This is a genomic window from Methanofollis formosanus, assembly GCF_019633745.1.
GTDB classification, from domain to species: Archaea; Halobacteriota; Methanomicrobia; order Methanomicrobiales; family Methanofollaceae; genus Methanofollis; species Methanofollis formosanus.
In genome coordinates this window covers 1,202,266-1,219,941 of record NZ_CP037968.1, presented here as the reverse complement: position 1 = coordinate 1,219,941, position 17,676 = coordinate 1,202,266, and the positions used below count along the sequence as shown (strand labels likewise).

14 protein-coding genes are annotated in these 17,676 nt (G+C 52.7%); 11 read left to right on the top strand and 3 right to left on the bottom strand.

Annotation, left to right across the window (positions count from 1 at the left end; genetic code table 11):
* The first annotated feature begins 591 nt into the window (after window positions 1-591).
* The 4 genes from E2N92_RS05475 (at window position 592) to E2N92_RS05460 (ending at window position 4,189) form a co-directional block, all read left to right on the top strand.
* A complete protein-coding gene (locus tag E2N92_RS05475) occupies window positions 592-1,521 on the top strand; it encodes a hypothetical protein (RefSeq protein ID WP_220682682.1) in 930 nt (309 codons plus the stop codon).
* Window positions 1,522-2,032: 511 nt separating this feature from the next.
* Window positions 2,033-2,575: a YqhA family protein gene (locus E2N92_RS05470; RefSeq protein ID WP_220682681.1), complete on the top strand. Its 543-nt coding sequence runs from the start codon at window positions 2,033-2,035 to the stop codon at window positions 2,573-2,575.
* A gap of 95 nt (window positions 2,576-2,670) precedes the next feature.
* Window positions 2,671-3,102 (top strand): DUF61 family protein, encoded by a 432-nt coding sequence (locus E2N92_RS05465; protein ID WP_220682680.1) that lies wholly within the window; start codon window positions 2,671-2,673, stop codon window positions 3,100-3,102.
* Between the two features lie 418 nt (window positions 3,103-3,520).
* Window positions 3,521-4,189 (top strand): mechanosensitive ion channel family protein, encoded by a 669-nt coding sequence (locus tag E2N92_RS05460; protein ID WP_220682679.1) that lies wholly within the window; start codon window positions 3,521-3,523, stop codon window positions 4,187-4,189.
* Window positions 4,190-4,205: 16 nt separating this feature from the next.
* Here E2N92_RS05460 and E2N92_RS05455 read toward each other — a convergent pair whose 3' ends face one another.
* Window positions 4,206-4,391 (bottom strand): YegP family protein, encoded by a 186-nt coding sequence (locus E2N92_RS05455; RefSeq protein ID WP_220682678.1) that lies wholly within the window; start codon window positions 4,389-4,391, stop codon window positions 4,206-4,208.
* 136 nt (window positions 4,392-4,527) lie between these two features.
* Here E2N92_RS05455 and E2N92_RS05450 point away from each other — a divergent pair, with 136 nt between their 5' ends.
* From E2N92_RS05450 to E2N92_RS05425, 6 genes are all read left to right on the top strand, one after another.
* Window positions 4,528-5,505, top strand: a complete 978-nt coding sequence (locus E2N92_RS05450; protein ID WP_220682677.1) for a DNA-methyltransferase — start codon at window positions 4,528-4,530, stop codon at window positions 5,503-5,505.
* A complete protein-coding gene (locus tag E2N92_RS05445) occupies window positions 5,498-6,037 on the top strand; it encodes a GNAT family N-acetyltransferase (RefSeq protein ID WP_220682676.1) in 540 nt (179 codons plus the stop codon). Before E2N92_RS05450 ends, E2N92_RS05445 begins: the two co-directional genes overlap by 8 nt.
* A gap of 217 nt (window positions 6,038-6,254) precedes the next feature.
* Window positions 6,255-8,243: an ATP-binding protein gene (locus tag E2N92_RS05440; protein WP_220682675.1), complete on the top strand. Its 1,989-nt coding sequence runs from the start codon at window positions 6,255-6,257 to the stop codon at window positions 8,241-8,243.
* 347 nt (window positions 8,244-8,590) lie between these two features.
* Window positions 8,591-9,619 (top strand): DNA cytosine methyltransferase, encoded by a 1,029-nt coding sequence (locus E2N92_RS05435; RefSeq protein WP_220682674.1) that lies wholly within the window; start codon window positions 8,591-8,593, stop codon window positions 9,617-9,619.
* A complete protein-coding gene (locus tag E2N92_RS05430) occupies window positions 9,619-10,053 on the top strand; it encodes a very short patch repair endonuclease (RefSeq protein WP_220682673.1) in 435 nt (144 codons plus the stop codon). Before E2N92_RS05435 ends, E2N92_RS05430 begins: the two co-directional genes overlap by 1 nt.
* Window positions 10,054-10,288: 235 nt before the next feature.
* The gene (locus tag E2N92_RS05425) at window positions 10,289-13,216 is read left to right on the top strand and encodes an ATP-dependent helicase (RefSeq protein ID WP_220682672.1); all 2,928 of its coding nucleotides are present in this window, start codon (window positions 10,289-10,291) and stop codon (window positions 13,214-13,216) included.
* A 76-nt stretch (window positions 13,217-13,292) separates the two neighbouring features.
* Here the strand turns inward: E2N92_RS05425 and E2N92_RS05420 are convergent, their stop codons facing one another.
* Entirely contained in the window at window positions 13,293-13,589 is a 297-nt protein-coding gene (locus E2N92_RS05420) for a hypothetical protein (protein WP_220682671.1), read from the bottom strand.
* A gap of 155 nt (window positions 13,590-13,744) precedes the next feature.
* Between E2N92_RS05420 and E2N92_RS05415 the strand changes: the two genes are divergently transcribed.
* On the top strand, window positions 13,745-14,632 hold the full coding sequence (locus tag E2N92_RS05415) for a UbiA family prenyltransferase (RefSeq protein ID WP_220682670.1): 888 nt from the start codon (window positions 13,745-13,747) through the stop codon (window positions 14,630-14,632).
* A 54-nt stretch (window positions 14,633-14,686) separates the two neighbouring features.
* On the opposite strand, the gene E2N92_RS05410 is transcribed toward E2N92_RS05415, so the two are convergent.
* Entirely contained in the window at window positions 14,687-17,674 is a 2,988-nt protein-coding gene (locus E2N92_RS05410; RefSeq protein WP_220682669.1) for a Kelch repeat-containing protein, read from the bottom strand.
* Between the last annotated feature and the right edge of the window lie 2 nt (window positions 17,675-17,676).

Below are 17,676 nucleotides of genomic sequence, written 5' to 3'. Positions count from 1 at the left end.
CAGAGAGTTTTGGGATGACCTCAATGAAAATGATCCCGAAGATCGTCTCTGTAGTGGTGAATGAAGATTTGAACACATCGCTCTCTTGTATGGACATGATACGGAGAAGAAAGAAACACTTTCAGAACGATTGGCCACTCTCATCGCAGACTCTTCGCCGCTATCTCGCGCCGGGGGGCCGACTCGATAATCAGAGATTTTCTCGGCTCCCTCCGGTCGTTCTCCCGGAAACCCCCACAGTGAGGATAGGCTGGGGTGGCAATTGAGCAATGTCCTCCGAGTGCGCTGTCGCGATGATAAGGGCCCTCTGAACAACTTTCATCGCTTGAACCAAAGTTTCATGCCCAATTCTACAGAACCCTTAATATGGAAACTGTGAATTTGATTATACGTGTTGTAGGCATAATTAGCTGTGTGGGTGGTTTTTTATCGATAAATTAAATTATATCTTCTTGCCACCAGAGATCAAAACTAATTTAAGCACGAAATGTATAGTGTTGATAGTTGGCAACAACAGATGGTGAGAGTTGTGTTTGGCGAAGAGGATGCAAATTAGGTAGTTTTATAATGCTCATAAATTAATTCTAATTTATGTTTGGTCCTCGCAGGGTGCGCCTTTGGAATTTATTTAAGCGTTTTGTAAGTTATTTTGTTGTTATCATAATTTCAGTCTCGCTAACTGCAGTAGGTGCTTATCTATTCCCTAATGATTCTGTTTTGTTTGTAGAATTTCTTATTGCAGTATTAGTTGCATCGTTATTTATATCGTGTATGTTATACTCCGCAGATCTGTTGGATTCCATCAATAAATTTGCTGAGAGATATTCTTTTATGGACATTACTTTGCATACTATTTCTAAAACTGTGACTTTCGGTGAGATTTCACCTGGCCGTCAGATCGGTAAGGTGGAAAGCGTTCATGATATTGAGAATCATATGAATGCGAAATATAAACAATATCTCATTGAGATTATGTCTGATCAACACGCACCCAATGTGACAGATTGTAAAATATCAATTAATGGTGAGAGGCTAAATCTTTCAGAGAAGGATGCGGGATATGAACTTAATGTTCATAAAACAATTAATGAAAAAAATGGTGATGAATCATTTAAGGGTGTGGCTTGTAAATATCGGGTTCCAGTTGAAATTGAACCAAAAGGTGTCTGTAATCTCAATATTCAATATGATACTACTGCATATGCAAAAGGATTTGATGGTAAAACTGAGTATATCGGACTTAGAATCAATCAAAAAACCGAATATTTACAAATTAAAGTAAAACTGGAGGGAGAAATTAAGAAAAAGTATCAAATTTTTAAAAGTGAAGAGATTAAGGATGGAGAACGTCGATATTTTGAGGTTCTAGATGCTTCAGATCAACGTATGTTGAACTATGAGAATATACTAAAAGAAAAGGGTTCGATTCCCCAGTTTAAGTCAAACCATCTTTTATGGAGTATTTATGGTCCAAAAGTTGGGTACAAATATTTTGTTTACTTTTGTATAAAAAAGATCTGAAGAAATGACTGAGTCTCATAGAGGCTATCCCAAAACTCTCTCATGTCTGCGAATGAAGAGCGGATAGACAAATTGAAAACTCATTTAAAGAATATACATAGTTTTGAGATATGGTGATAGCAAACCCCTGACTAGGAAGTGGTTGCCACCCTCCAGACCTGCCTTGGCAGAAAAATAAAGTTCTACATGGGCGCTCCCTTTTATGAGAATTAACCTTGATCGATCTGGAGAGGTTCTTTAGAGCAGAACATCTATTTTCAGTGTGGATTGATCCTTATTCCTATGATAGTTCGTTTATTTTGATTTAATCGAGGTTAGTAAGGATTACACGGCCATTTTTCTGATGGGATCTCGATTCCGATGGGAGGTCGACATGTTGGCATGCAGCAAGGATCGGGGAGAAGCGCTCCATATGAGGCAAGGTGTTTTTCATGTCGTTGATCGTCTCGTCTCTCATCACGCGATGAGTTTTATATCCTCCCGGCCCTATGCCCCTCCGCGGGGGAAGACAATGGGTGGACAGGAGGATGATAACCCGGTCGGAGAAGAGCGCTCGACAAACAACCGGCAGGGAAGCGCCTCATCGGAGTGGTGCGTCCGGGTCATCGCCTCGTCCAGCAAAGCGCTCTTCACGCTGGCGGTGGTCGGTTCGGCGCTGACCGCCGTCACCCTCTTTATCTCCGGCTTTTTTCTCTCTCTCATCACGATCGTCGAGATGTTCGTCGCATGGAGCGCCGGTGCCGACGTGCTGGTCGAGATCCTCTCCACCTCCATCAAGGTCATCGACACCTTCCTGGTGGCCACGGTCTTCTACGTCATCTCCCTCGGGCTGTACGAACTCTTCATCGCGAGAGCGCCCCTCCCCGGGTGGGTGGAGATCCGCACCCTCGATGACCTCAAGACCAAACTCCTGGGGGTCGTCGTCATCGCCCTGGCCGTCCTCTTCCTCGGCGAGGCCGTGACCTGGCGGGACGAGGCCTCGATCCTCCACTTCGGCCTGGGCATCGGCGCCCTGATCGTCGCGATATCGGTCTATCTGTGGGTGAAACGCTAGAGTAAGGGTTTTCGGATCGATGTTGCTTTTTTCCCGCGGTCCCACCCCCCGCCCGGGCAAAGGTATATATCTCCACACTCCTATCCGCGGATCAGATGTCGTACCGCCCCAACCTCGGTGAGGAATCAGTCCTCAAAAAATGGATCTCCCTGGAGGTCGGCAGGATCAAAGACGGGCTGGTGGCAGAGAAGAAGTCCCTTGCCCGACTGCTCACCGAACCGTCCCCCTCTGCGGTGACGAAAGGGGGGAAGGAGCATGTCTTCGACCGGGAGGTGATCCGGACACTCGGCGAACGTCTGCCCGAGAAGGTCCATCACCGCCTCATGATCCCGATCACCTTCTATTCCACCCTCGACGTCACGGACAGTTATTATCTCAGGGACGAGACCGCGTTCAGGGCCCTGCAGGCACTCGGCGAACTGAGCGAGATGCGCGAGATGCGGGAAGGCAAACTCTGGGTCTCGAACGCGATCGTCTATGCGATGATGCGGAAGTACCCGACGGTCATCGAGATCGGGATGGGATGAGGTCTCGTCTCTCTCGCGCTCCGGCACGCCCCCGGTGCGTATGGTACGGGAAGGCGTGATGATCCGATGTGCCGCCCTCATCGTAGAATCTTTATCGCCGTCTCGCGCCGGGGGGTTGCACCCCCTGGACCCCCCACGACGAAGATAGGCGGGGGCGGCGAGTGAGAGGGATCCATCCGCATGCCGAAGCGAAGCTCAGAACAATATTCAACCGCGTATGCTTGAACCAGGGGTTCGTGCCGAATTCTCCAGAGCCGTGTTTCGTATAGATTTTCGGAATCGTTCCCGAACGATCCTCTCTCGGAGATCGCCGGCTGAACGGGGCCGGGCATTCAGGCCGTGATTTTGCGGGGATGATGACGATCCGGTGCCGGGGCAAATTATATATGACAATATTATAATTTGGGCCTGATGTCTTATGGTTGATATCATGTCTCAGATCTCTGAGATGGTCGGCGGAGTGGTGATCTTCCTGCCGAACATCGTCGCCGCCATCATCATCCTGATCGTCGGGTGGATCCTCGGGCGGGTGCTTGGCAAGGCGGTCTCGGTCTTCCTCGATAAGATCGGGGTGGACGACGTCCTCAGGAAGACGGAACCCGGGGCCGCGATCGAGAAGAGCGGGTTGTCGATCGTGCATCTCTTCGATATCCTAGTGAGAATCTTCATCTACCTCATCGCCATCATGGCGGCAACGAATGTCCTTCAGATCGAGTCGCTCTCGCAGATGATGGCCGCCATCGTCGCGTACATCCCGAATGTCGTGGCCTTTATCCTGATCCTGGTGGTCGGCATCATCCTCATCGACTTCTTCGCGGACTGGATGGAGCGCTACGGAGAGAATATGGAGATCTCCCTGATCGGTCCGATGATCCTGCTGGTCAGGCTCTTCCTGTACTTCGTCGTGATCATCCTCGCGCTGACGCAACTCGCCTTCGACCTGACGATCATCTATATCTTCATCGGGCCGCTGGCATGGGGCGTGGGGCTCGGCGTCGGTGCCGCCATCGCGATCATCGTCGGCTTCGGGCTCAAGGACCGGGCGCCCGAGATCATGGACCGCTTCTTCTGCAAGGTCAAAAAATAATCTTTTTTTAAAAGAGTCACTCGCTCAGTTCGATGATCTCGGCATTCGGGGCATTGTTCCTGACGCTGTCAATCCCCTTCATGCAGGACTCCCTCGACTTGTAGCCCTGGCTGGTGGCGATGACCTGGCCGTTCGAGGCCTTCAGTCTGAACCTGTATTCGCCTCCTTTGTCCCGGTAAACCTCAAATTTCCCTTTTGGCATGGTTCCTCCGGGGGTATGGAGGCGCCTCCCCCATATATATTTTTTTATAAATCGGGGCCGACGGTTCACCGTGGTGTCGGGATCTGTCGGGGGCGTTTCGGCACTCCTATTACGGGATGGAGCCAAGATGTGATCGATGCATCTCACCTGTCCGGCATGCGGTTTCTCCTGGGAATACGGCGGGAAGGCGAAGTACTCCACCACCTGCCCGACGTGCAGGCAGCGCGTCACCTTCGCGAGAAAGAAGTCGGAGACCAGTGAGTTCGGGGTCTCGAAACGGGAATGTCATAACGCCAGCGCCTTCTACGGCCGGCGGATCTATAGTGCCGCCGGAGCCGGGGGTCAGAGCGGGGCCGGTGAGAACAGGGTGCCGGAGGAGTGCCTGGATGAGGTGCTCTGCCGGGACAGCAGAGACCTCTCCTTTCTCCCGGACGACAGCGTCCACCTGATGGTCACGTCGCCGCCGTACAATGTCGGCAAGACGTACGACGACGACCTGGACCTCGAGGAGTACCTCGCTCTCCTGCGCACGGTCTTCGCGGAGGTCTACCGCGTGCTCGTGCCGGGCGGCCGGGCCTGCGTGAATGTGGCCAATGTCGGGAGAAAGCCCTACATCCCGTACCACAGTTATATCATCTCGTTGATGCACGACCTGGGCTTCCTGATGCGCGGCGAGGTGATCTGGAACAAGGCGACCGGGGCCGGGATCTCGACGGCGTGGGGGAGCTGGTGTTCGGCCTCGAACCCGACGCTGCGCGATGTCCACGAGTATATTCTGGTCTTCTCGAAGGGGACATACTCCCGCAAGAAGGGCGAGCACGAGGACACGATCACGAAAGAGCAGTTCCTCGAGTGGACCAAGAGCATCTGGACCTTCCCGACGGTCTCGGCAAAGAAGGTGGGCCACCCCGCACCGTTCCCGGTCGAGTTGCCGTTCCGCTGCATCCAGCTCTACACCTTCAAAGACGACGTGGTCCTCGATCCCTTCGCCGGCGCGGGGAGCACGGGACTCGCGGCGTTGCAGGCGGAGAGGCGCTTTGTCTGCGTGGACTCGGACGAGGGGTATGTCGGGCGTGCGAAGGAGCGGTTGCGGGCCGAGGGATGGAGTGACTGAGGCGTTCGAGACCGCCCGTCTTCGTCTGGTCCCGGCGACGGCGGCGCACCTCGTCGCCGACGTCGATGCCGACGCCGCAACGCTTGCCGGTCTGCTGGGCGCCGCCGTCCCCGACGACTGGCCGCCCGAGACGCTCCCCGATGCCCTCCCGCTCTTCCTCTCCTGGCTGAAGAATGACCCGGAGAGCGTGGGCTGGAATCTGTGGTACGTGATCTCCGCTGAGGGGGTGCTCGTCGGTTCGTGCGGGTTTGTGGGGCGGCCGTCGCCTGACGGCGAGGCGGAGATCGGGTATGCCGTCCTCCCGGCGTACCGGGGGTGCGGGTATGCGACCGAGGCGGTGGCCGCCCTGGTGGAGTGGGCGTTCGGGTGTCCTGAGGTGGTGCGGGTGACGGCGCAGGCGGAAGCGGGGAATGGTGCTTCGGTGCGGGTGCTGGAGAAGTGCGGGTTTGTGCGTGATGGAGTGGGGGATGAGGAGGGGTGTGTGAGGTTTGGGGTGGGACGGGGGGAAGATGGACAGCATCGGCTTGATTAACTGCAGAAGGCGAGTTGCCTGAGAGGAGATAGGATTTTCCCTCTTATTGATGACCATTCACTCAAAGATTATATATTGATAATACGTCTCGCAAAAATAACTTGTATCTGGCAATAGTCTTGTTTTAATCTCCTAGAAGGCAATATTCTGTATAAAATCTACATTCGATAGTGCTTTTTATTTATGAAAGGACTATCAACAAAGGGAGATCTGGCCAATGGTGGATGGCGATTACTTCACGATGACGATCCTTGGACGAACCATCGAGCATCTCGGTACACAGATGTACAAGCATCGTGCCCCCGCAATTGCAGAACTTGTGGCCAATTGCTGGGACGCAGAAGCGAATTCCGTGTGGATAACCATTCCAGAAGCGGATCAGTATAACGCCGTTGGAAGCGTAATTACGATTATTGACGACGGCGAGGGAATGGATGCTGATGCAGTTCAGGGTCGGTATCTTGTTGTAGGACGCAACCGCCGCGCTGAAGATGGTGGAGAAAAGAACGGCCGAAAGGTAATGGGGCGGAAGGGGATCGGCAAACTTGCCGGTTTCGGCTTAGCCGAAAAAGTTACCGTGACAACGTGGACAGGAGTCATGGAAAAGGCTATTCAGTTCTCCATGGCTCTAAACCAACTTAGGATTGATGCAGGTCAGGCCCGAGAAATAAAGTTCGATCGATATGAGGTGGATAAACAAGAGGGGTGGCCCACATCCGGTACTCGAATTGAGTTGTCGGATTTGCGGCATAAAACGCCAATCGAGATCTCCACTCTCAAAGAAACGCTCGCCAGACGCTTCTCTCGGACCACTCGTGGAGAAATGACTATCCTGATCAACGAAGAGCCGTTAGTAGAGCCGAATATCGACACTATGTATGTTTTTCCGGAAAATGGTGAATATGAAACTAAAAAACTTTCTGATGGGAATATTGTTCAATATCGCTATCGCTTTGCAAACAAACCGTTGCGATCTAAGGAACTCCAGGGTTTTGTTATCTATGCGAACGAACGGACGGCACAAGTTCCGCCGTTTTTCTTCAATGTGGAGTCGACCGCATCGGCTCAGCACTCCACAAGATACGTAACCGGTGAAATAATTGCGGATTTCACCGATTCAGGAACTGATAATGATTCAGACGTTATTTCAACGGATAGACAGGAGTTGGATTGGGAAAAGGAAGAACTCAAAGAACTCCATATGTGGGGAGAAGAACTTGTTCGAAAGGTGCTGCGTGAGTGTGCAGAAATGCGTGGGGGTTTACTTGAGAATTGGATTATGAATGAACCGGAATTTACTGAACGGTTGTCTCTGCTTGATCCAAGCACACGTAAGGAGATTAGTAAATTCCTGAAGGTTTTGGGGGAAAAATCGGAGGAACAGGATGGTCGTACGAAAGATCTCGCGAATTCGTTGATCCGTGCATACGAATTCCGTGCATTCCATGATGTGATTGACGATATCGAACAAGTAGGTCAGGATCCGGAGAAACTTGAGGAGTTGTTGGGTCGCCTGTATGATTGGAAGGTATTAGAAAGTCGGGCTATCCTTGAGATCATTAAAGGCCGATTAAGCATTATAACCAAATTGGAGCGGATGATTGTTGGAAATTCCCCTGAAACGGCATCGAGTAGGACTGATGACAATCTTCACGACTTGCTGGCAGAATATCCGTGGATCTTTAATCCGGAATGGCAGGTTTATGTGGAAGAAAAGTCTATCGGCAATACGCTCCGCGAGTGGGGTAAGACAGACTGTCCGGAGGATATGGAAAGCAAAAGGGTCGACTTCCTTGCTTTCGATAAGAATAGCGACGATCTGATTATCATTGAACTGAAGCGGCCGGGACATGCGGTTGAGTTCAACGAAATACAGCGCTTGGAACAGTACCAAGTGGAGTTGATGAAGGCGAGGGAGCCTTGTCGACGCGTTCTGGTCTATGGTGGGAATGTCAATATCCCTCAAAGCAAGTGGGAAGAGATGAAAAGCGCAGACGATTTTGAGGCTTTAGAATGGAGTAAGATGTTCAAAAGAGCAAGGACATTTTACACCCACTATGAGGGCGTGCTTAGCGGGGACGTCACCTCTGGGGAATTTCAAAGCAAGAAAGTTGAGATTGCGAGGACGCGAGCAATCCTTGATCGGGGTTCCGCCCATAGATCTAAGGAGGATAGAATACGCGGTCTCGGAAGCTCCGACGTATGATTATATTTTAAAAACATCAATCGAACCTGAATATAGTCGGGCCGCTTCAACTGCCACGACACCGCTGGTGTGCCAGCCCTGAATTGAGATGGGGGGGATCATTCCTCCTGGTCATGTTGGTCTGATTCCTGTTTCAGAGAGTGTCTTTCTCGGTTTTTGTCAATATTACAGGAAACTACCAAGCGTTGAGATTATTCGACATTATCGGAAAAACCGGGCAGAAGTACGCACGGTGAAGGCAGTTGGATCAGGTGTTTCCGTTGTGTAGGTATAGGATGTCCTTATGAATCGAGAGGGATTTAGCCGGCAACCTTATACCGGTACGGAACGTAATAAATGATTGATATATGAAAAAGCAACCGATTGCCGTTGACCTCTTTTCCGGATGTGGAGGGATGACCCTCGGCCTCAAAAAAGCAGGATTCAATGTTGTCGCCGCGGTCGAGGTCGATAAAAAAATCGCTCAAACTTACAAAGACAATCACCCCAAAGTCAAGATGTATGATGAGGACATCCGAGATTTGGATTATAACAAACTCATTGAGCCTTTCGGATTGAAGCGGGGAGATCTCGATCTCCTGGCCGGTTGTCCGCCCTGCCAAGGTTTTTCAAGAATAAGAAGATTGAATCAACCTGAAGCGAAACCCGACGATCGAAATGATCTTGTGAACAATTACGCTTCAATTGTTGAAGCTCTTTACCCGAAAACCGTGATGATGGAAAATGTTCCGGGTTTGGAGCGAGATACCAGATTTGAAGAACTCCGTAAAAAATTGGAAAAAATGGGATATAAAATAAGCCGTGCTGTCTTGCGCTTGGAAAATTACGGTGTTCCGCAGCGAAGAAAACGTCTGGTATTAATCGCTACAAGAACCGGAAAATCTCCGAATGTTGATGATATAAAGAAGGTTCCGCAGCGTACGGTAAGAGACGCAATCGGACGCCTTCCTCTTCCCGAAGATAGTGAAAATCCTATTCATAAATTAATTTTAAAATCGGGTGAAGTGGTGAGAAGAAGAATTGCAGCAATACCCAAAGACGGCGGGAGCAGATCTGAGTTGCCCGACGATCTTGTGTTGCCGTGTCATCGAAATTCGAAAAGTAAGGGATTCAAGGATGTATACGGCAGAATGTCTTGGGATAATATATCTCCGACCATTACGTGCGGCTGCTTTAATCCGAGTAAGGGCCGATTCATTCATCCTGAACAAAACCGACCCATCTCAATCTATGAGGCATCCCTCCTTCAGACATTTCCGAAAAATTATAAATTTAATCCGGAGTACGGGTTGACCTTGAACGCGGTAATGATCGGTAACGCTTTACCGCCGAAGTTTGCAGAGGCGGCTGCGAAATATGTCAAGAAACTCCTATAATGACCGATATATTCGATAAGAAAAAACGTAGCGAAATCATGTCCTCTGTGAAAAGCAAGGACACACAACCGGAACTTATCGTTCGCAGAATCCTTCGTTCGATGGGGTATGGGTATAGGCTGCACCGAAAAGATCTTCCCGGCACACCGGACATCGTTTTAACGAAATATAAGAAGGTTATTTTTGTCCACGGTTGTTTTTGGCATGGACATGAAGGATGTTCTCGGGCGAAACTTCCGCAGACCAATAGAAAATTCTGGCAAGAAAAAATCGAAAAAAATATTTTACGGGATCAAAAGGCATTTCAGGATCTGAGATCTCTTGGATGGACCTCACTTATAATTTGGACATGTGAAATCCGGGACGAAGAGAAACTAAAAGAAAAAATTACTAACTTTTTATTGGAGGATCGTATTGGACGGAATGATTATTGATATTTGTATATTGTATAATAAACTATAAAATGCCTTTTTATCGTCTATAAAATTTTCTTTATCAATATAGGGCTCTTATTTACAATTTATATCAAAAATACCCCTATAATGTTTTTGAAATTGATATGGGCACTAGAAATAAGAGAGATACCTATTTAGTATATTACTATTCATTTTCAATACAAGATATCGGTTTGATAAGATAATCCTGCCGTCATTAATGTTGGTGAAGGGAATGGACATAAATGAAGTACTAAAAAATAATTTGACCCCTGAACAAAAAGCAGCAGCGGAAGACACGACAAAAGAGGTCATCTGTTTGGCGTGTGCCGGTTCCGGTAAATCCCGCACTCTTGCATATAGGATCGCACGATTGCTTTCAGAAGGGGAAAAGCCGGAAAGCATTGTTGCATTCACATTTACAGACAAAGCCGCTGAAACCATAAAAAGAAGAGTCGCTAAGGCACTTATGGACGTCGGCATCAGTACCGATGTTATGGGCGCCATGTATATTGGGACAATTCATAGTTATTGTCAGTATATCCTTGGGCGGATAGATCCCGTTTATCGACAATACGAGGTTCTGGATGACAATCGGTTGATATTATATCTTATGTCCAGGTATCTTGAGTTGGGTCTTAAGGATCTTCGTTCTCGGGCTTGTAGAAATAGATATTTTGAAACGATAAAGCAGGTTTCAAATTCATGGAAAGTCGTAAACGATGAAATGATCAAAATAGAAGAGGTCGAAGAGCATGATCCGGAATTGGGGGCATCATTAAATAGGCTAAGCAGGTGTCTTCAAAGAGATCAATATCTCGATTTCTCCCTCATGATACGAAAGGTAGTCGATGCATTTGATGATGGAAACCCTAATGCTCTCTCTGCAGTGGATCAACTTAAACATCTCATGGTAGATGAATACCAGGATGTTTCTCCCAGTCAAGAATATTTAATCCGTCATTTGCATCGTCTCTCTGAAACATTATTCGTCGTTGGAGACGACGATCAGGCTATTTATGGCTGGAGAGGTGCCGATGTTAGTAATATCATAAATTTTCAAGATCGATTTTCTGAAGCTTCAGAACACACACTCTCGGAAAATTTCAGAAGCACCTCATCAATTGTCGAAGTTTCCAACGCGTTTATCTCTGCCGAGCTCGGCCCGAGTAGAATCGATAAAATGCCACATGCAGCACATAACATAACTCCGAGTGATATCCGAGTTATTGGTTTCAGCGACAGAAAAAGTGAGGCCACATGGGTTGCAGAACGAATAAACAGCCTACTCGGAACCGCATATGAAGAACCGGATGGGGAAGTGAGAGGACTAACTTTTTCTGATTTTGCCATTTTGATGAGATCAACACGAGAACTTGAAAATGACAAATCTCCTCGTCACTCTGCATTCACTCAGGCACTCAAGGAGCATCAAATTCAGTATAGTTTAGAGGCCGGAGGAGGCCCGTTCGAACGTCCTCAAGTGAATGTTCTTAGGGAAACCTTCAGACTCCTTAGAGATGGTTCTCCCAATCGTTCAGACGTAAGGACTTACTTTGATAACAGCATATTGCTGGCCTACCCTCATGCTGATTTCGAATCTGTCGTAAAGGTACTTACAGAATGGGGACGTCAGATTCATACACCTCTTGAAGGAACACGTCAGAGGATATATCCACAAAATTTGGTATTTGAACTCCTCGGAGCATTTGGAATCGCTGAGTCGAATTTCAGTGACGAAATCATGAGGGATATTGGTTTGTTCAGCAAAATGATCCAGGACATCGAAGCCGTGTATGTGAGTGTCGATTCTCCTGATCGATTCCAATCGATTCTCAATTTTTTGGACAACGCCGCTGAGACCGGTTACGACGTTTCGACAGACGACATCGTCCGAAGGCCTAATACCGTTGCGGTTTCTACGGTTCATAAAGTAAAAGGTCTAGAATACCCTGTGGTTTTCTTAGTCGATGCTGAAGCACAACGTTTCCCAGGAAATAAGAAAAAATATCAGGGATGGTTACCTGAGGCCATAATTAAAAACGCCTTAAACCGAGGGGCATATCAGAGGAATTACGATGAAGAAGCCAGACTATTCTACACCGCACTCACCCGCGCTGAAAGATATCTCTACGTTACCGGCGCTAAAAAGTTACCTGGCGGAAAAAGTGAAAGAAAACTCTCTAAATATGCATTAAGGCTAAAACACGATGAGATATCACATGATCCAACCCAGATGCCAAAGGGACTGATTTCATATCCGCAAAAACAAAAAATAGATGAAGCGGTTCTTCCCACAAGTTTTTCAGAAATTCGTTATTATCTCCATTGCCCTATGGACTATCGTTTCAGAAAAGGATTCGGTTTCACGCCCGCAATTCCAGAAATGTTCGGTTTTGGTCAAACAGTACATACCTGTATTCAAAAGCTTCATACTGAATTTACTGATGGCATACCCACATCGGAAGACGCCGAATCAATGGTAAAAAATACCTTCCATCTACAGCATGTACCGAGAAGTGGTGATCCTGTACTCAAACCAGGGCCTTACGAAAACGCTGAAAATGCAACTGTGAAAATTGCGCAAAATTATGTTGAGAATAACGGTAAGGACTTTCAAACAAGTAGGCAGGTGGAAGCCCGTTTTGAAATTCCCGCAGAGGGGTGTGTCATTTCCGGCTCAATCGATCTGTTATTAAAAGAAGATCCTACTGGGACTATTATCGGAGCGGAAGTAATCGATTTCAAAGCAATGGAAGGAAAAGACGATCCTTTTGCCAATGAAGAATTAGAGTGGACGGAATTGGCTCTCCAGGTGCAGTTGTATGCCAAAGCGGCACGGGATGTATTGGGAGAAAATGCCCGTACCGGCTCTGTACATCTTTTGAAAGACGATAAGCGCATGGAGGTTCCAATATTTCAAGACGCGATCGACGCGGCTGTCATGAATGTAGAATGGGCTGTTAAGGGAATTCTCGATGGTGATTATCCTATGCGTCCCCATCCTGATAAATGTGATAAATGCGATTTCAAAGACCTGTGCCCTAAGATTCCTCAGGAATTTCGCTCAGGTGCGGGGTTGCCTCCAGAAATTCATTTAATAAACGGAAATAGACGAGTACTCGCATTCAGCAAGTTTGAGGGGTTTCAGGGAGGGGATTGAGTTTAAATCGAGATTATTATTGTTTTAGTGATATGTCCCGGTAGTTTATTGCTGCAGGATTTCTCCCTCTTCACTTTCACCTCACCACAGAAACCTTATCACCTTCCTCTTTTATGCCATAAAAAGCACAAGCACCGAAAAAATCCCTTGAAAATGTGAAGTAGGTAATTACAAGGAGGGCAAAGCAATCCTCAGCATCCCGGTGGGGAAGAACGACCGCCTCTTCAGTCTCTACTACCAGAAGGCGATCTTCTTCTCTCTTTCTATTTTCCCTTCTCTTTCGTCTCCCATGCTCTTCATTTATATTCTCTCCCTCAGAGGAGTGATGATCCCTGAAGTTCCCGAGGAGATCATACCGTCCGCCTTCCCCCATCTCCACGGTGAAGGTGAGGCCCTTAGGCTACCCCCCACGTTCACCCCCAAGACAATAAAAACCAGAAGCACAGATGCACCCCCAACCCGAGGCCCTATGAAAACACCCATCCAAAAAATATCCGTCACCCGAGAACCCCACCGGAGGAACCCCCCATGACCCTCCGCGCCTACGCCGACCTCCTGCGCATCCACTTCGCCTTCGCCTGGCCGCTCCTCTTCTGCTCAGGCCTCGTCCTCGCCTTCGGCACCTACCAAAACTTCTCCTGGCCCCTCGTCGTCACCGCCGCCCTCATCGGCCTCTTCGGCTTCGAGGCCGGGATGGTGCTCAACGACTACGTGGACCGCGAACGCGACACGCGGGACGTCGAAGGACGACTGACCCGGTACTGGCGGCTCTTCGGGACACGCCCCCTTGCCGAAGGAGAGATCCCCGCGACGCACGCCCTCGGCCTCTTCCTCATCCTTGCTCTTCTCGCGCTCGCCCTCATCGCCACCCTGCCCTACCCCCACTCCCTCTGGGTGGCCGCGATCATGGGATACAGCTACGCCGTCGAGGTCTTCTACCAGGTGAAGAAGCGGGACCAGACGTTCCCGATTGCCCAGGTCGTCGGGCGGACCGACTTCGCCCTCTTCCCGGTCGCGGGCTACCTCGTCGCGGGGACGCCGGACCTCACCGCCCTCCTCTACTTCCTCTTCTTCTACCCCTACGCCCTCGCCCACCTCGGCGCAAACGACCTCGTCGACGTGGAGAACGACCGGGCCAGGGGGATGCGGACGGTCCCGCTGCTGTACGGGATGCGTGCAGGGGTTCTCTGGATCGCCGGGTTCACCGCGCTCCACGGCGTTGCGGCCCTCCTCTTCGCCGGAGTGCTCGGCCCGACGGCGCGGGCCGGACTGCTCGTCGGGTTTGTCATGCTCCTCGTTGCGAACTTCGTCATCCTCAGGAAAAGGACGCCGGAGGCGGCGATGCGGGTGCTCCCCCTCTTTCACCTGGCGATGACGGTGTACGCCGCGGGGATGGTCCTCGGGGCCGTGTGGTGAACCGCAGTGCGGAAAAAAAGGGAATGAATCATACGCCCGGAAGGGCGTCGGGTTCTACTGCCGCCGCATCCGCCGGCGCCTGAGGAGGAACCCGCCGCCGACCGCGATCGCCGCCAGGGGGAGAGCGGGCGCCGCCTGCTGCGTCATCGGCACGGCCGTGGTCTCCTCCGCCGTCGTCACCGGCGTCGCGGGCGAGGCCGTCGCCGCCGGTGTCGGAATTGTTGTCGGTTCTGCCGGGACTTCCGCTACTCCGGAGATCGCGTAGAGGGAGAAGCCCGGACTCGTCGCCGTGAAGCCAACCTGCCCGTCGGCCGTCGCCCCGACCGTCGTCGGCAGGGCGGTCCAGGTGGCGTTGGCATAGTGGTACAGCACGACGTCGGTCGGGGAGAGGCGGTGCTCCTCCAGCCATGCGACCGGGACCGTGAAGGTGACTGTCGCGCCGGTGATGTTCGTGTACCGGGCCGGCACGAGATCGACGTACTCGAAGACGCTGCCAGGCGCCGGAGGGACGCCGGATCCCGGAGAAGACCGCACCGTGCCGGTGACGATGATCCCGGAGATCCCGGTGCCGGTGACATTGACCCGGCTCACGGCCGATCTCCCGCTCACGGTCACGTCGCGTGTGGTGAGCGACTGCGCCGCCGGTGCCGTCCACGAGTCGTCATCGTCGCCGCCACCCGACGACGGCGCCCTGACCGTGACCGTCCCGGTCGCCCGCGTATACCCGCCGGCATTGAACGCCTGCAGCGTGACCGTGTAGGTGCCCGGCGTCGTGTAGGTGTGCGACGGGTTCTGGTCGGTCGAACCGGCGGGCGTGAGACGCCAGACGTCGTTCAGGCTGGCGTCGTTATCGGTACCGCCCATGACGACGACACTCCCGTCGGGGAGGGCGACGCCGGCGTGATAATACCGTCCCGACCACGCGGCGTCGGGCAGTCTCGTCCAGGTTGCGCCGTTGTCCTCCGACCGCCAGACGTCGTGGAGGGGCGTGCCGTTCCACCCGCCCATGAGGAGGACGCTCCCGTCGGGCATGGCGACCATGCTGTGGGAGGTCCGTCCCGCCCACCCGGAACTCGCGTTCATCAGCGTCCAGGTCACGCCCCCGTCCGTCGAGCGCCAGGTGTCGTTCAGGCGGGCGGTGCCGTCGAGACCTCCCGTGAGGATGATGCTCCCGTCGGGCATGGCGACGCTGCTGTGGAAGATCCGTCCCGTCCATCCCGAACTCGCGTTCTGGAGCGTCCATGTTGCGCCCCTGTCGGTCGAGATCCAGGTGTCGTTCTTCCACTGGGGGTCGGAACCGCCCATCAGGACGATGCTCCCGTCGGGGAGGGCGACGGCGGCGGAGTCGCCCCGTGCCGTCCACCCCGAACTCGCGTTCTGGAGCGTCCAGGTCATGCCCTTATCTATCGAGATCCAGGTGTCGTTCCTGCTCGCGGTGTCCGAACCGCCCATGAGGACGATGCTCCCGTCGGGGAGAGCAACGCCGGCGTGATGGGACCGTGCCGACCACCGGGCATCCCTTGCTTTCGTCCAGGTTTCGCCGCCGTCGGCCGACCGCCAGACGTCGTTCAGATTGGTGGTCTCGTCCCACCCGCCCATGATGATGATGGTGCCGTCGGGCGTCGCCACGCTGCTGAAACAGATCCGTGCCGGCCACGCGGCATCAGGGAGCGGCGTCCACTCCTCCGTGTAGTCCTCGTCGCCGAAGAACCAGGTCCGCCCGGTCGGATCGCCGGTCGACGTGTCGGTGAAGGCGACGGTGAGAGGCGCGGTGCCGGACAGCGGCGTGCCGGTGAACGCCGCCGTCGGTGCGACCGGTGCCGTGGCCGTGATCTCGCGGGTCGCCCGCGTATACCCGCCGGCATTGAACGCCCGGAGGGTGACGGTGTAGGTGCCTGCGGCCTCGTAGGTGTGCGTGGGGTCCTGGTCGGTCGACCCGGCGGGCCGGAACTGCCAGACGTCGTTTCTATCGGTGCCGTCGTACCCCCCCATGACGACGACGCTCCCGTCGGGCAGGGCGACGGCGGTGTGGCCGCTCCGTCCCGTCCACCCGGCATCGGGCACCCGTGTCCAGGTTGCGCCGTCATCGGTCGATCTCCATATGTCATTCGTACACCCGCCGTCATACCCTCCCATGAGGAGGACGCTGCCGTCGGCAAGCGCGACGCTGCGGGGCTGCATTCTTTCCGACCACCCGGCGCGGGGCAGCTCCGTCCATGTCCTGCCGCCGTCCTCCGACCGCCAGACATCGTTGCGTAATCCGCCGGTGGGGCCGCCGCTGGAACCGCCCATGAGGAGGATGCTCCCGTCCGGCATGGCGACACTCTCCGGGTACATCCTTTTCGACCACCCGGCGTCCGGCAGCTTCGTCCACGTCACGCCGCCGTCCTCCGACCGCCAGACATCGTTCAGAAATCCGGTGTCGTCGCACCCGCCCATGAGGACGACGCTCCCGTCGGGGAGGGCGACCGCCGTATGGGCCTGCCGCGCCGTCCACCCTGAACTCGCGTTCACCTGCTCCCACGTAACGCCCCTATCGGTCGAAACCCAGGTGTCGTTCTGTTCGGCGATGCCGTCGAAACCGCCCATGAGGACGATGGTGCCATCGGGGAGAGCGACGGCGGTATGGCCGGACCGTGCCGTCCACCCTGAACTCGCGTTCACCTCTATCCACGTCCTGCCGCCGTCTGTTGACTGCCAGGTGTCGTTTGTGTAGGCGGGCCATTCACGGCCGCCCATGAGGACGATGGTGCCGTCGGGCAGGGCGACCGTCGCAGGGAAACTCCGCGCCGACCACCCGGCGTCCGGCAGAGGTGTCCAGGCCTGCGTGTAGTCCTCGTCGCCGAAGAACCACGCACGCCCGGCCGGATCGCCGTCGGAGGCGTCGGCGAAGGCGACGGTGAGGGGGGCGACGCCCTCCGTCGGCATGGCGGTGAAATCTGCCACAGGTGCGGCAGCGCTTCCCGTGCCGACAAGAAGCAAAAATGCCACAATAAATGTACAAAATATCCGTACAGGGTTGTTCTTGGGGTAATTGTTCATCG